The 14,947-nt window shown below is 65.4% G+C and carries 11 protein-coding genes; 6 read left to right on the top strand and 5 right to left on the bottom strand.

From position 1 onward, the window contains the following. Nucleotides 1–18 precede the first annotated feature (18 nt). A complete protein-coding gene (locus tag CI41S_RS06760; RefSeq protein ID WP_139857927.1) occupies nucleotides 19–3,315 on the bottom strand; it encodes an efflux RND transporter permease subunit in 3,297 nt (1,098 codons plus the stop codon). Between the two features lie 317 nt (nucleotides 3,316–3,632). Between CI41S_RS06760 and CI41S_RS06755 the strand changes: the two genes are divergently transcribed. Both CI41S_RS06755 and CI41S_RS06750 read left to right on the top strand, forming a co-directional pair. Then, the gene (locus tag CI41S_RS06755) at nucleotides 3,633–5,615 is read left to right on the top strand and encodes an O-linked N-acetylglucosamine transferase, SPINDLY family protein (protein ID WP_139857924.1); all 1,983 of its coding nucleotides are present in this window, start codon (nucleotides 3,633–3,635) and stop codon (nucleotides 5,613–5,615) included. A 4-nt stretch (nucleotides 5,616–5,619) separates the two neighbouring features. Continuing rightward, nucleotides 5,620–6,141, top strand: a complete 522-nt coding sequence (locus CI41S_RS06750) for a P-loop nucleotide/nucleoside kinase family protein (protein WP_139857922.1) — start codon at nucleotides 5,620–5,622, stop codon at nucleotides 6,139–6,141. On the opposite strand, the gene CI41S_RS06745 is transcribed toward CI41S_RS06750, so the two are convergent. Both CI41S_RS06745 and CI41S_RS06740 read right to left on the bottom strand, forming a co-directional pair. After that, the gene (locus CI41S_RS06745) at nucleotides 6,138–6,869 is read right to left on the bottom strand and encodes an ankyrin repeat domain-containing protein (RefSeq protein ID WP_139857920.1); all 732 of its coding nucleotides are present in this window, start codon (nucleotides 6,867–6,869) and stop codon (nucleotides 6,138–6,140) included. The genes CI41S_RS06750 and CI41S_RS06745 overlap by 4 nt on opposite strands. Before the next feature lie 99 nt (nucleotides 6,870–6,968). Next, nucleotides 6,969–7,577: a gamma-glutamylcyclotransferase gene (locus CI41S_RS06740; RefSeq protein WP_139857919.1), complete on the bottom strand. Its 609-nt coding sequence runs from the start codon at nucleotides 7,575–7,577 to the stop codon at nucleotides 6,969–6,971. Between the two features lie 163 nt (nucleotides 7,578–7,740). On the opposite strand from CI41S_RS06740, the gene CI41S_RS06735 reads away from it, so the two are divergent. From CI41S_RS06735 to CI41S_RS06725, 3 genes are all read left to right on the top strand, one after another. Then, a complete protein-coding gene (locus tag CI41S_RS06735; RefSeq protein ID WP_139857918.1) occupies nucleotides 7,741–8,922 on the top strand; it encodes a DUF2125 domain-containing protein in 1,182 nt (393 codons plus the stop codon). A gap of 204 nt (nucleotides 8,923–9,126) precedes the next feature. Beyond that, the gene (locus CI41S_RS06730) at nucleotides 9,127–10,149 is read left to right on the top strand and encodes a Bug family tripartite tricarboxylate transporter substrate binding protein (protein ID WP_139857917.1); all 1,023 of its coding nucleotides are present in this window, start codon (nucleotides 9,127–9,129) and stop codon (nucleotides 10,147–10,149) included. Between the two features lie 450 nt (nucleotides 10,150–10,599). Then, nucleotides 10,600–12,171 (top strand): winged helix-turn-helix domain-containing protein, encoded by a 1,572-nt coding sequence (locus CI41S_RS06725; protein ID WP_139857916.1) that lies wholly within the window; start codon nucleotides 10,600–10,602, stop codon nucleotides 12,169–12,171. A gap of 162 nt (nucleotides 12,172–12,333) precedes the next feature. Here CI41S_RS06725 and CI41S_RS06720 read toward each other — a convergent pair whose 3' ends face one another. Continuing rightward, complete coding sequence (locus tag CI41S_RS06720; protein WP_139857915.1) at nucleotides 12,334–12,837, bottom strand: hypothetical protein; 504 nt, start codon at nucleotides 12,835–12,837, stop codon at nucleotides 12,334–12,336. A gap of 306 nt (nucleotides 12,838–13,143) precedes the next feature. On the opposite strand from CI41S_RS06720, the gene CI41S_RS06715 reads away from it, so the two are divergent. Continuing rightward, nucleotides 13,144–13,557, top strand: a complete 414-nt coding sequence (locus CI41S_RS06715; protein ID WP_139857914.1) for a hypothetical protein — start codon at nucleotides 13,144–13,146, stop codon at nucleotides 13,555–13,557. A gap of 69 nt (nucleotides 13,558–13,626) precedes the next feature. Here the strand turns inward: CI41S_RS06715 and CI41S_RS06710 are convergent, their stop codons facing one another. Next, nucleotides 13,627–14,844 carry an ABC transporter substrate-binding protein gene (locus CI41S_RS06710; RefSeq protein WP_139857913.1) on the bottom strand — a complete coding sequence of 406 codons (1,218 nt, stop codon included), beginning with the start codon at nucleotides 14,842–14,844 and terminating at the stop codon, nucleotides 13,627–13,629. Between the last annotated feature and the right edge of the window lie 103 nt (nucleotides 14,845–14,947).

Raw genomic sequence — 14,947 nt, 5'->3', positions numbered from 1 at the left:
TCTGTCAACGACCGGAGGTCAAGACGGGTTCGACGCTGCCCTTCGCGCGCGGCGTGCAGCGCGCCGCCGCTGGGTCCACAGCCGGGCGCGGTCGAGATAGAGGTAGACCACCGGCGTCGTGTAGAGCGTCAGGATCTGGCTCAGGATCAGGCCGCCGAAGATCGCGATGCCGAGCGGCTGGCGCAGCTCGCTGCCTTCGCCGAAGCCGATCATCAGCGGCACCGCGCCGAACAGCGCGGCGAGCGTCGTCATCATAATCGGCCGGAACCGCATCAGGCAGGCCTCGTAGATCGCATCGCGCGACGACAGCCCGCGTTGCCGTTCGGCGTCGAGCGCGAAATCGATCATCATGATGGCGTTCTTCTTCACGATGCCGATCAGCAGGATTACGCCGATCGCGCCGATGATGTCGAAATCGGTCCGCGACAGCATCAGCGCCGCCACCGCACCGACGCCGGCCGAGGGCAAGGTGGAGAGGATGGTCAGCGGATGGATGTAGCTCTCGTAGAGCATGCCGAGCGAGATGTAGATCGTCGCCAGCGCCGCCAGGATCAGAAAGATTTCGTTGGCCAGCGCCTGCTGGAAGATCTTGGCGGTCCCCGCGAAGCCGCCATGAATTCCCGCCGGCATGCCGATCTCGTGCATCACCCTCTCGATCACCGTGGTAGCTGTGCCAAGCGAGGCGCCCGGCGGCAGGTTGAAGGAGATGGTGCTGGCGACCAGGAGGTCCTGGTGATTGACCGCAAGCGGCGTCTCGCCCGGCTCGAAGCGGGCGACGCTCGACAGCGGGATCATCGTCTCCGCGCTGGTCGAGACCGCGGTCCCGGTCGAGGCGACACCCTTGCCGGTGGCGCCGATCGAGTTGGTGGCCTGGTTGCGCACCGCATTGGCGGCGACTGCGCTGAGCGAACTCGTCTGCGATGACGAGGCCACCGTTCCGGCCACCGCGTTGGTGCTCTGGGTGCCGGTCGCCGATCCGCCCGCGGTGGAGATATAGACCTCCTTCAAGGTCTCCGGATTCTGCGAATAGCGCGGCGCGACCTCCATGATGACGTGATACTGGTTACGCGCGACGAAGATGGTCGAGACCTGGCGCTGCCCGAACGCGTCATAGAGCGTGTTGTCGATCTGGCTGATGGTGAGGCCGAGGCGGGCGACCGAATCGCGATCGATCACCAGATTGGATTGCAGCGCCTTGTTCTGCTGGTCGGTGTTGACGTCGGCCAGCAACGGCTCCTTCTGCAGCGCGGCGACGAGCTTTGGCGTCCACTCGTTCAGCTCCTCGAAGGTCGAGCCCTGCAGCGTGTATTGGTAAGCAGCATTGCCGGAACGCCCGCCGGCGCCGAGATCGCCGACCGATTGCAGGAACAGCGTGGCGCCCGCGACCTCCGAGTGCTTGTCGCGCAGCCGCTCGATCACCCGGTCGGCGCGCAGGTTGCGTTCGCTCATCGGCTTCAGCGAGGCGAACACCGTGCCGGTGTTGGTGGCGCCGCCCGGGCCCGCGCCGCCGCCGCCGGTGAAGCCGACCGCGGTATCGACCGCCGGATCGCTTTTGACGATCTCGATGAACTGCGTCAGCTTCTGCTTCATCAGCTGGAACGAGGTGCTCTGGTCGGCCTGGATCGAGCCGATCAGGAGGCCGGTGTCCTGCTGCGGCACAAAGCCCTTGGGCACCACGGCATAGAGGTGGAAGTTCAGATACAGGGTCGAGCCGAGGATCAGCATCACCATCAGCGGGTGCCGCAGCGCGAGCGCCAGCGTCCGCCGGTAGCCGCCCAGCATCAGTTCGAAGATGCGTTCGCTGATCCGGTAGATCCGCCCGTGCTGCCGGCCGCGCTCGCTGCGCAGCAGCACGGCACACATCATCGGCGTCGTAGTCAGCGAGACCACCAGCGAGATCACGATCGCGATCGTGATGGTCATGGCGAATTCGCGGAACAGCCGCCCGACCAGTCCGCCCATCAACAGGATGGGCACGAACACCGCAATCAGCGACACGCTCATCGACAGCACGGTGAAGCCGACCTCGCGGGTGCCGAGCAGCGTCGCCTGCAGCCGCGACATTCCGGCATCGAGGTGGCGGCTGACGTTTTCCAGCACCACGATGGCGTCGTCGACCACGAACCCGGTCGCGACCGTCAGCGCCATCAGGGAGAAGATGTCGAGCGTGTAGCCGAGCAGATACATCACCGCGAAGGTCGCGATCAGCGACACTCCGACCGCCACCACGGGAACCAGCGTGGCCCGCGCGCTGCGCAGGAATGCAAACACCACCAGGATCACCAGCGCGACGGCGACCAAGAGCGTGATCTCGACGTCGTGCAGCGAGGCGCGGATGGTCTTCGAGCGGTCCATTGCGAGGTTGATGTCGATGGCGGGCGAGACCGAGGCCTTCAGCTGCGGCATCAGCGACTTCACCTGGTCGACCATCTGGATGATGTTGGCGCCCGGCTGTCGGTACACGATCATCACGATCGCCGGCTTGCCGTTGGCAAGCCCGATGGTGCGCACGTTTTCCACGGAATCGATGACGTCGCCGACGTCGGTCAGCCGCACCGGCGCGCCGTTGCGGTAGGCGACGACCAGCGGCTTGTAGTCGTCCGCCTTCCGCGCCTGGTCGTTGGCGTAGATCTGGTAGCGCTGTTCGCCGACGTCGATGCCGCCCTTCGGGCTGTGCGCATTGGCGCTGGCGATCGCGGCGCGGACGTCTTCCAGCCCGATGCCGTATTTGTTGAGCGCCGGCGGGATCAGCTCGACGCGCACCGCGGGCAGCGAGCCGCCGCCGACCGAGACTTCGCCGACGCCGGCGACCTGCGAGAGCTTTTGCGCCAGCACGGTCGAGGCGGCGTCGTACAGCTCGGCCGGCGTCAGCGTGTCCGAGGTTAGCGTATAGATCAGGATCGGCGCCGAGGCCGGATTGAATTTGCGGTAGGTCGGATTGGCGCGCAGATTGGTCGGCAGATCGGCGCGCGCCGCGTTGATCGCCGCCTGCACGTCGCGCGCCGCGCCGTTGATGTCGCGGTCGATGTCGAACTGCAGGGTGATGCGGGCGGAACCGAGCGAGCTCATCGACGTCATCTCGGTGACGCTGGCGATCTGGCCGAGGTGGCGCTCGAGCGGGCTTGCCACGGTGGCGGCGACGTCGGCGGGGCTGGCGCCCGGCAGCGTCGCCTGCACCATGATGGTCGGAATGTCGACGTCGGGCAGCGGCGACACCGGCAGCTTGAAGAATGCAATGACGCCAGCCACCACGAGCCCAAGCGACAGCAGCGTGGTGCCGACCGGTCGGCGGACAAAGGGCGCGGAGAGGTTCATTGCATCAGCATCGGCGTCGTTGCGGGGAGCTTCTATCCGCCTGCGCCGTAATGCAAAAGCTTAAATGTCACAGCACGCGGCCACACCTCTGCCGCGTTTCGCCGGATCGCCGGTGAGGCCGCGGTGCGCAGCAACATTCCCGCAATAAATGCCTCCGCCACGCCGTCCCAGGTGAGGATTTGGCCATTCGCTCACCCGACGGCACTGTTCCTTGCCGTCGAGGCTGGACGCGTTTGCACCATCCGCGGTAAACTCGCCCGGCGGTTGCGGCCGGCGTTGCTGCGTGTGGTGATCCGATCCTGATGCTGTGAGCTGCAATGTCCGTGATCGCCAAGACCTTCAATGACGGGCTGGCCGCGCTCAACGGCCGCGACTTCAGGCGCGCCGAGGAGCTGTTCCGCCGCGTCGTCAAGAGCGATCGCTCGAATGTCCCGGCGCTCAACCTCCTGGTCGTCGTTCTCATGAGCATGGAGCGCTTTGCGGAAGCCGAACCGCTGATCGCCCGGGCGACCTCGCTCAATCAGCAGTCCGACGTGTCGTTCTACAATTACGGGCTGATCTCCAAGCATCTCGGCAAACCGCAGCAGGCGCTGGAAAATTTCAGCAAGGCCTTGGCCCTCAATCCGCGCACGGCCGAGACCTGGAACAATCGCGGCACGGTCTACAACGATCTCGAGCAATATGGACTAGCGGTCGCCGATTTCGACCGGGCGGTTGCGCTGAACGGGGCCTATGCCGAAGCCCATGCCAACAAGGCCAAGACGCTGCTGCTGCTCGGCCGCGCCGCCGACGCGCTAGCGGCTTACGAGCGGACGCTCGCGATCAATCCGCGCCTCGCGGAAGCCTGGCTCGGCCGCGGCAACGCGTTCTACGATCTCGGCCGCTATGACGAGGCCTTCAGCGCTTACGACCAGGCGCTGTCGCTGAAGCCCGATCTGGAGGGCGTCGAGGGTGCACGGCTTCACACAAAAATGCGGCTGTGCAATTGGGACGGCCTCGACGGCGATGTCGCGCGCCTCATGGCGTCGGTGCGGGCGGGCAAAGCGAGCTGCGGGCCATTCGCGCTGCTGTCGCTGTCGGACGCCGCCGAAGATCATCGCCGCTGCGCCGAGGCCTGGGTGACGCAGCGGCATCCCGCGGCGCCAAAACCGCTGTGGCGAGCTGCGCCCCGCGCCCACGACAGGATCCGCCTCGGCTACGTCTCCACCGATTTCCGCAGGCACGCCACAGCGCATCTGATCGCGGAATTGTTCGAGCTGCATGACCGGACACGGTTCGAGCTGTTCGGCTATTCGATCGGGCCCGACGACGGATCCGACATCCGCGCCCGCCTGATCAAGTCGTTCGACAATTTTGCCGCCTGCGAAGCGCGGCCCGATGCCGAGGTCGCGCGCGCGATCGCGGACGCGGAGATCGACATCCTGGTCGACCTCAACGGTTTCACCAAGGGCGCGCGCAGCAATATCTTTGCGCTGCGTCCGGCGCCGATCCAGGTCAATTATCTCGGCTATCCCGGGACGATGGGTGCGCCCTATATCGACTACATCATCGGCGATGCGACCGTCCTGCCGGAGTTGGACGCCGCCTGTTACGCGGAGAAGCTGGTCCGGCTGCCGCACAGCTATCAGCCCAACGACCGCAAGCGGCCGGTGACCGATCGGCCGTTCACCCGGCGCGAGTTCGACCTGCCCGACGACGGCTTCGTGTTCTGCTGCTTCAACAACAGCCACAAGATCCTGCCCGAGACGTTCGCAAGCTGGATGCGCATCCTCGGTGCCGTCGACGGCAGCGTGCTCTGGCTGGTGGCCGAGAACCAGACCGCGATCGGCAATCTGCGCAAGGAGGCCGGCGCGAGAGGTATCAACCCGGCCCGCCTTGTCTTCGCCGGCCGGCTCGATCCGGCGGAGCATTTGGCGCGGCATCGCCTCGCCGACCTGTTCCTCGATACGCTGCCCTACAACGCCCACACCACCGCGAGCGACGCGCTGTGGGCCGCCCTGCCGCTGGTGACCCGGACCGGTCCGACTTTCGCGGGCAGGGTGGCCGCGAGCCTGCTCACGGCGGTCGGCCTGCCCGAACTGATCGCGCAAACGGCGGAGCAGTTCGAAGACCTCGCCGTGCGGCTTGCCAAACATCCCGATGAACTCGCCGCCGTCAGAACGAAGCTCGAGCGCAATCGCCTGAGCGCACCGCTGTTCGACACGGCCTTGTTCGCGCGGCATATCGAGTCCGCCTATCAGGCGATGGTTGATCGCTACCGCGCCGGGCTGCCGCCGGATCATATCTCGGTGTCGGCGTAACCTCATGGCAAGACTGATCGCATTGGCCGGCCTGCCCGGCGCCGGCAAGTCGAGCCTCGCGCGACAGCTGGCGCGGCGCCTGGGCGCGGTCTGGCTGCGGATCGATACGATGGATCAGGCCATCTGGGCCTCGCCCGCCGCACCGCGCGATCTGCAGGACTGGACCTATCGCGCAGCCCAGGCCGTCGCGACCGACAATCTGGCGCTCGGCCTCGACGTCATCACGGACTGCGTCAACGATGTGCAGGCGGCGCGCGACGGCTGGGAGACAGCCGCGCGACAGGCCGGTGCCGACATCGCGTGGCTCGAACTGGTGTGCAGCGATCCGGCCGAGCACCGCCGGCGGATCGAGACGCGGTCGAGCGACATCGCGGGTTTGGTTTTGCCCGACTGGAACGCCGTCACCGGCCGCGCCTACGACGCGTGGGACCGCGAACGTATCGTCATCGACACCGCGCATCGCGCGCTGGAGGCGTGCGTCGACGAGGCGGTCGATCGTTTGCGCTCCACCCATCCTACGATCTAGGCTTGCTTGGCGCGGATTGCGCCGCTTTCGCGCAGCCATGCTGCGACATCGCTGTGCGCGGCGGCCTCGGCGATATCGAGCGGCGTCTCGCTGGACCATGGCGAGCGCCAGTTGAGCTCGGCGCCACGCTCCAGCAGATATTGCGCGGCGGCGAGTTGGCCGCCGTGGCAGGCCTGCCAGAACGAGGCGCAAAGCGCGTCGGCATCGGGGGCGGGATCGGCTTCGAACCGGCGCGCGAGCTCCGCCATCATGCCGAGCGCCGCTTCGTGCCACAGCAGCGTCCGGGCGCCGCGCGCGACCAGCCGCCGCGCTGCGGCCCATTGCCCGTAGCCGACGGCGCACGACAGCGGTGGGCCGCCATCGATCGATGAGCCGTCGCGCTCGATATCGGCGCCGGCATCGAGCAGCGCGTCGATCAGCGCGACATCGTCATTGCTCGCGGCCCAGTGCAGCGGCGTCTCGCGGTGCCACATCGCAACCGCCGGCGCGTCGAGTTCGGCGCCCGCCGCGGCGAGGACAGGCACGATCGCGGCCGCATTGGGATTGTGACCCGGCCAGTCGGCAAACAGATGCAGCAGGGTCCGGCCGCAGCCCTTGCGATCCTCGACCACGCATGAGGCGAGCCCAGGATCGGACGCGAGCAGCCCGCGCAGGCGCTCCGTCTCGCCGGCCGTGAGTACCGCCTTCAACTCGGCGGCCAGCGGCGCATCGTTCGGTAACTTGCGCATCCCGGTGGTCAATGTCGGCCTCGTCTGATGGCGGGATCGACGGCGGCGAACAGCATACGCTCTCCGCCCGCCAGGTGCATCCGCCTTCGCGGCCGCAGCCTAGTCCGGCTCGGTCCCGCCCGCCGCGCGCGCATCGTGGTGCCGCGTCCCGGCATCACGCAGCATCGCCGCGAGCTGATGCAGCTGCGCGTCGCGAAACCCCTGCTTCTCGATCGCGGCGACCGTCGAGAGCACATAGTCTCGGTTGTCGCCGGAGCGGCCGTGGCCCTGCTGCACCAGCCGGAGCTGCTCGGCCAGCGACAGCCGCCCGGCATATTGCACATGGCCGCGATCGACGACATAGGCCAGCGCACTGACCCGATCGCGCGCCTCGTTCTCCAGCCACACCGAGCGCATCACCTCGCGATAGACATTGGTGGTCTGCTCGCGGCCGCGCAGATAGGCGATGGTGTCGTTGCGCAGGTGCGCGGCGACGCGGAAGGCGATGCCGCGGCAGGCGCCGCCGCGGTCGAGCCCGAGCACGAGGCCCGGCTTCTCCGGCGTGCCGCGGTGGTCGAACGAATAGACGCAGAGCGCGCGATGCTCGCCGATCAGCCGCGCCGGCGTCTGTTCCAGGAACGCGAAGCCCGGCTTCCACATCAGCGAGCCGTAGCCGAACACCCAGAGGTCGCCGTCAGCGGTTTCGGAGCTTTGAGAATTTGCTGCCATTGCGCTGATGGGCTAGCAGAACAAATCGCCGAGGCGAAGCAGATTTCGTGATGTTTCCAAAGGGCACTCAGGCGGCGCTTACGGGGGGTCTTCGAGTCCTCAAGGGTTGCTTAAGGCTTGCTACCGCTTAGATTTTGACAAATTCGCACGTCAAAGGACCCGCATGTCCGATCTGACACCGCGCCGTCGCTCGCGCTTCGGCCTTTATCTCGTGCCCGCCCTGGTGCTCATCGCCGCCGTGCTGTGGAGCGCCTTCTGGTGGTTTGCCGCCTCGCAGGTCGGCGTGCAGGCCGATGCCTGGCGGGCGCAGGAGGCCAAGGCCGGCCGGGTCTATGATTGCGGCAACCGCTCGGTGGCGGGTTACCCGTTCCGCTTCGAGGTCCGCTGCACCGATCCGAGCGTGATGCTGGTGTCGCAGACCGCCGCGCCGCAAATGGCGTTCGTGGCGCGGCTCGCTGAAATCCTCGTGGTGGCGCAGGTCTACGATCCAAAACTCGTCATCGCCGAGTTCAAGGGACCGGCGACGCTCGCCGAGCGCAGCGCGCAGCCCAACCTGTCGATCAACTGGCGCAGCGGGCGCAGCAGCGTGGTCGGGCTGCCGGCGGTGCCGCAGCGCGCCTCGCTTTTATTCGACGATCTTGCGATCGATCGGATCGGCGGCCCGGCGCCGCTGCCGGTCGCGCGCGTCAACCATATCGAGCTGCACGGCCGGCAGGTCGACGGATCGGCGCCGGACAGTCCCGCGATCGAAACCGTGCTGCAGATCAATGGCGGCACCCTGCAGGACGTGCATCCACTGCTGACCCAGCCGTTCAACGCCGACATCCATGCCCGGCTCAACGGCCTCAAGGATTTTTCGCCAAAACCGTGGCCCGACCGCTTCCGCGAGATCCAGGCCGCCGGCGGCAGTGTCGAGATTCAGCAGTCGCGGATCGAGCAGGGCGATCTGCTCTCGGTCGCCGCCGGCACACTGCGCCTCAACGCGCAGGGCCGCATCGAGGGCGAGCTGCAGATGACGGTCGCCGGCATCGAGCGCGTGATCCCCGCGCTCGGCATCGACAAGATGCTGGAGGAGGGCGTGCCGCAGTCGACGCTCGACCGCGTCGCGCCCGGCGTGAAGAGCCAGGACGTCAGCAATTTGTTCGGCGCGCTCGACCGCGCGATCCCCGGCCTCGGCAAGGTGATCAAGCAGAACGCCAATGCCGGCATTTCCGCCGGCATCAATTCGCTCGGCAAGGACGCCGTGCTCGAAGGCAAGAAGGCCCGCAGCTTCCCGCTGCGCTTCGCCGACGGCGCGGTGTTCTTGGGCCCGCTCAAGGTCGGACAGATTCCGCCGCTGTTTTGAGCTCTGCCGTCATTGCGAGCCAACGGGTCGCGCGAACGCGCGCCCGATGACGGGCTCCGCGAAGCAATCCATCGTGCAGCATACGCGGAGACATGGATTGCTTCGCTTCGCTCGCAATGACCGCGGTGGGATCGTGATGCGCTAGGGTAATCCGCCCTACGGCATATCTACTGCGCCAATCTGTCCCGTGGCCGCGGCCGAACGATGCGATACCCTTCCGAAAAATCGAGGGAGGGAGCCGTGCCGACGCCATTCAATCGCCGTCACTTCATCGCTGCAGGCGCGGCCGCCGCCGCGATGCCTTTCCTGTCGCGTCGCGCGTTGGCGCAAGCATGGCCGTCGCGGCAGATCCGGATGATCTGCAGCTATCCCGCGGGCGGGCAGACCGACCTCTTGGCGCGGGCCTTCGGCGAATACATCTCGAAGCAGGTCGGGCAGACCGTCGTGATCGAGAACAAGGCCGGCGCCTCCGGCTCGATCGGCGCCGCGGAAGTGGCGCGCGCGGCGCCTGACGGCCACACCATCCTGTGCTCGATCTCCACCACCTATGTGATGAACCGGGTGATGATGAAGAACCCCGGCTACGACATGGACAAGGATCTGACGCTGGTCAGCGTGCTGCCCGGCGCCGGGCTGCTGCTGGTCGCGAGCCCGAAGCTCGGCATCAAGAACCTCGATGATTTCGTCGCCTTCGCGCGCAAGAGCGGCAAGGTGAATTTCGGCACCTACAGCGCCGGCTCCGCCCCGCACATGACCATCAACGAGCTCAACAAGCAGTATGGCCTGCGCATCGAGCCGATCCACTATCGCGGCGAGGCGCCGATGTGGACCGGACTTGCCGAAGGCACGCTCGACGTCGCGATGGGCAGCTACACCGCCGCGCAATCGGTTCTGCAGAGCGATCGCGGCATCGTGTTCGCGGTGCATTCCAAGAAGGTCGACGCGATCCCCCATATCAAGACGCTGCCCGAGCAGGGCGCGACGTCAAAATTCTTCACCGTGAGCGGCTTCACCGGCTGGGCGCTGCCGAAGGCGACGCCGCAGCCGATCGTCGACCGGCTCGCCGAGCTCTGCGTCGCCGCCAGCAGCGATCCCAAAGTGAAAGAGGTTCTCGCCACCTTCGTGCTGGAGCCGACGCTCGGCTTCAAGGAGACCAATGCGCTGTATCAGCGCGAATTGCCGGTCTGGCTGGAGACCGCCCAGGCGCTCGGCCTCGATCCGGCATAGCGGTCGATCGATGGATCGGCCATTGCCGGCGCCATGCCGACACGACGGACCAGAACCGTAGGGTCCAACGCCGAAATCTTTCTGAACGGGGCAGGACCGTCTCGTCCGGCCGCAACCAGCATTCCTCGTACCAATCAGGCCGAACCCGAAACACGTCGATCGCCCGTTCGAATTCCATCGGAAGAGTCCTTTGTGGTCGCATGACGCGATCCCCTACGAACTGAAGCCTGTGCCGCGGGGACGCGTAGGCGCAACCGCACGCGGCCCAACCGCATTGCGGGGCACGTCCTTTGCGCCTCTCCCGGCGTATGCCTGGTCTTGAAAGTGGCAGCGCAGCCGAAGGCTTGCTTGACATCCAGCTTACATTTTTCTCACCTCCGGCTTATTCTTTCTGCGCCAGACCGTGTTCGAGCGCGGTGCGCGATCAGGGGCAATTTGGGGAATGGTGCCTTGCGCTATTTCTTCGAGGATTATTCGTTCGATACCGAGCGGCGCGAGTTGCAACGCGGGCCCGAAATCATCCCCATCGCGCGTCAGGTCTTCGCGCTGCTTGAGTATTTGATCCGCAACAGGGACCGCGTCGTCAGCAAGGACGATCTTGTCGACGCGATCTGGAACGGACGCATCGTGTCCGATGCGGCGTTGACGACCCGCCTGAACGCCGCCCGCAATGCGGTCGGCGATTCCGGGCAGGAGCAGCGCCTGATCAAGACGCTGGCGCGGCAAGGTTTCCGCTTCGTGGGCACCATCGTCGAGGACCGCGCGGCCGGACCGGGTGGCCCGGCGACGGATGGCGGCGAGTCTGCAAGGATGCCGTCCACCACCCCCCGTCTTTCCGTTGCCGTGATGCCCTTCGCCAATCTGAGTGGCGAGGTTCGGCAGGACGACTTCGTCGATGCGATGACGGAAAATCTGACCTCCGACATATCTCGCCTTCCTGACTATTTCGTCATCTCGAGCAAGACGGCGTTCGCATTCAAGGGCAAGACGGTGGATGCGCGGCAGATCGGCCGCGAACTCGGCGTTCGCTACGTGCTGGAAGGCAGCGTGCAGAGCGGGGCCGATCGCCTGCGCGTGAACGCACAGCTCATCGACGCCGAATCCGGTGCCCACATTTGGGCTGAGCGATTCGACAAGCCACGGTCAGACCCGTTCGAGATGCAGGATGAGATCACAGCCCGGCTCGCACGGGCCATGGATATCCAGCTGGTGGCGGCGGAAGCGCGGCGGCTGCAGAGCAAAGAGGCGTTGGATGCAGTCGATCTGGCGCTGCGCGGGTGGACGGTGTTTTTCCAGAAAGTGTCGGTCGCCGGCGCCCGCGAAGCACGGAGCATATTCGAGCAGGCGCTCCGCATCGACAATGCCAACGCCGATGTCCTGATGGGCTTGACCGAAGCCCACCTGTGGGAAGTCAACGCCTACATGTCCGAGGCGCGTGCCGAGCAGGTTCGTCTGGCCGAGACGGCAATGTCAAAAGCGTCGGGACTGACGCCCCTCACGGCCCGCCTCCATTTTTGCCGCGCCGCGTTGTTGATCGCTCTGCGAGCACCGGAACGAGCGCTTCGAGAGATTGAACTCGCCATCAGCCTGGATCCAGATCTGCCCTATGTTCACGTGAGAGCAGGGTGGGTGAAGGTCTTCCTTGGGCGAAGCGAGGAGACCGAAGGCCACCTGTCCACCGCGATGCGCCTCAGCCCGCGTGATCCGATGCTCGGAACCTGGTACGCGCTCCTGGGCCTGGCGGATCTGCAGCTCGGCAGGCTTGACATGGCTGTGGACCGTTTGCGCAGGGCCATCGAGATTGCTCCCGCCAATGAGCTCCCGTACTTCCATCTCGCAGCGGCTCTGGCGCTTCGGGACCGTCAATCGGAGGCGGCGGAGGCTGCCGAAACGGGGAGGCGGCTGGCTCCCATTTTCCGTATCGGCAAGTGCCGCCTCGAAGTCCAAAGCGACAACCCGGTTTTCCTGGTCCAGCGCAATCGAATCTATCAAGGCATGGAACGGGCCGGTGTCCCGGAGTGACGGCGTTTCACAACGGCGATGGTGTCGTCGATCGGCGACGCTCGGCCTGCAGCCTTCCCAGCTGCGTATTCACGCATCGGTCGGATACGCTTTCCTGCCGGAAGCCTACGTTGAAGCCGCCATGGATGCACGTCGGCCTTGGCCCAGAACTGACACAGGGGGCTAACGCCTGCGTTTGACGCCGAAAATAGAGACGGGATCGGACACGGTGCCAACGGGATGGCCCAGGATTTTCAAAACTTGAAGTTCCTGCGCGAAGACAATCCCGTGCTCCCGAGTTGTTGTTATTCCAGCCTTCAGCGCCTGCTTTTCTCGCCCGGCGCCAGCGCTGCGGTTGATCTCCGCCCATACTGGGAACAACCGCACATAGCTCACATTGCTGCCGGGTAAATTGGCCCAACTCTGGGGAAAAACGTGGTCGATATCCACATTGTCACCCCATTCGTCAGCCGCTTCTACAAATCCCGACGCGCTCGCTTTGGTCCAGATCGCACGGTAGGTACCGAGTTTCGGCGAAGCCCACACCATACACGGGTCACTCGCATTCTTGGTAACAAGCACCAAGGCTTGTGCCTGATGACCAAGTGGCCATGGATCGCCAAGCTTCAGAAGTGCCTCAAAGCTCTCCGCGGCCACGGGAATATTTCCAGGAAGAGTTAGACCCATGCAGTCCTCTCCTTCGAGCCCTCAGCACCGACGCGCCACGGACGAAATCTTTGCAATGCGATAGGAGGCGTTGGGTAATGCCTCGTTCAACATAGCACGAATTTTATCGAGGCCGCCTCCACAATCTCGGCATCCTGCTGCCGAGACGCTCAGCCAGCGACGTCCGCTTCGCCGGCGAAAGCCGACGCTGAAGCCCGGCCTTGGCCCAGTAGCTGGCGTGTCTTCCTGAAGATCAGGCTTGTGCTATCGTCATTCGGCAATCGATCAATTGGTCATGGTTCGACCGCCGCAGGGAAAACCACGACAATGAACATCAAATTGTCAGCCGTCGCGTTGCTCGCGATAATCGCGCCGGGACAAGCGGGTGCCGCAACGCTCACCGACGCCGAGGCGGCGTTCCTCGAACAGGTCGCCATCGCGTCCGCGGTGCTCGAGCAGCGCTGCCCCGGCTACGAGGCCAATGGTGCCGGCGGCGTTCAACTCGGCGCCAGTCTGCTCGGCAGCACCGATGCCGCGATGGCGATGATCAATGCCTTTGACACCGCCATCAAGGCGCACGACGGCGTGGACTACGATCCCGCCAATTTCCGCCCCGAGGTGTCGGAGGCGGCCGGCAGGACCTTCAAGCGCGTCCATGCAGAGTTGATCGAAGACCCGCAACGCGCTTGCGCCGACTATGGCGAGGCCAGCGCGGTGCGCGGCCTGCTGCGACGGTACTGAACGGCTTTTTGCGCGCCTGGCCCGCCGTCGCGTGTCGGGGCGGCGAGCATGACTTTGCACCGACCGTCGTTACTTCCTGCTCGTATCCGCGAACGCCGTATCGAGCACATCGCCGATCGGCTGCCAGCTGCGGCCGTCGAACTGCAGCAGCCGCAATTGCTCGACCGGCCGGAAGCCACCGGTGTTGATCTTGATGCCCGGGAGCAGTGCTGCGGCCTGATAATCCCGGAGCGCCGCGGCCTGCTTCATGACGTTTTCGCGCGACAGGTCATTGCCGCATTGCCTGAGCACCTGGACCAGCGTTTCGGCGGCGGCATAGCCATAGACGGCGGCAGCGTCATCCTTGCCGCCGGCTTTCGTGTACTTGTCGAGGAAGCTGCGCCAGGCGCCGGTGTCTTGCTGGTCCTTCCAGGCCGGATCGCTGGCATCCTTCAGGAAGGCGGCGGTGATGACGCCGGTCGCGTTCTCGATGCCGGCCGGCCTGAGCACCGTCTCGATCGACGATGCCATCTGGTTGAGGATGAACACCGGCCGCCAGCCATGGTCGGCCGCGGACCGGATCACCTTGGCCGCATTGTCCGGCACCCCGGCAAACACGAACACCTCGGCCCCCGAGCGCTTCAGGATCGAGACGTGACCGTCGAGATGCTGATCATCGACATCATAGGCGATGTCGACCCTGATGTTCTGCGCGACCTTGCCCAGGCCCTGCTCCAGCCCCTTGAATAATTCCCGCCCGAACGTGTCGTTTTGCCAGAGCGCCACGATCTTCTTGCCGGGATAGAACGCCTGGATGTAATTGGCGTAGATGCGGCCCTCGTCGCGGTAGGAGGGCTGCCAGCCCATGGTCCATGGATAGACCGACGGCTGATTCAGGTGCTCATCGCCGGAGGCAACGAACAGCTGGGGGATCCGCCGTTCGTTGAGATACTTCCGCACCGCCAGATTCCCCGCTGTTCCGAACGAGCCGAACATCAACAGCACATTGTCGGTCTCGACCAGAATGCGCGTGAGGTCCATGGCGTTGGCGACGTCGGATAGATCGTCGTAGGACATGAAGCGGATCTTGCGGCCGCCGATCCCGCCGCGTTCGTTGATCATGTCGAAATAGGCGGCTTCCGCCTTGCCGATCTGGCCGAAGATTTCCAGCGCGCCGCTATACGGCATCAGATTGCCGATCCGGATCTCGGTATCGGTATAGCCCTGGTCGCGTACTTTCTGCGTGATGGCGCCGAGTGATGCCAGCGCGAGGGCGCCGGCCAGCAGGGTTCGGATCAATGTAGCCATGGGAGGAGCTCGCACGAGGGCAGACACCGCTGCCTAGATTTCGGTTCAGCTCGCGTCGTTCATTGATCTGGATCAATAGCACTTCGACGGGATCGCCGGCACC

This window comes from Bradyrhizobium ivorense (genome assembly GCF_900696085.1).
GTDB classification, from domain to species: Bacteria; Pseudomonadota; Alphaproteobacteria; order Rhizobiales; family Xanthobacteraceae; genus Bradyrhizobium; species Bradyrhizobium ivorense.
This window is presented reverse-complemented; position numbering and strand designations above follow the sequence as displayed.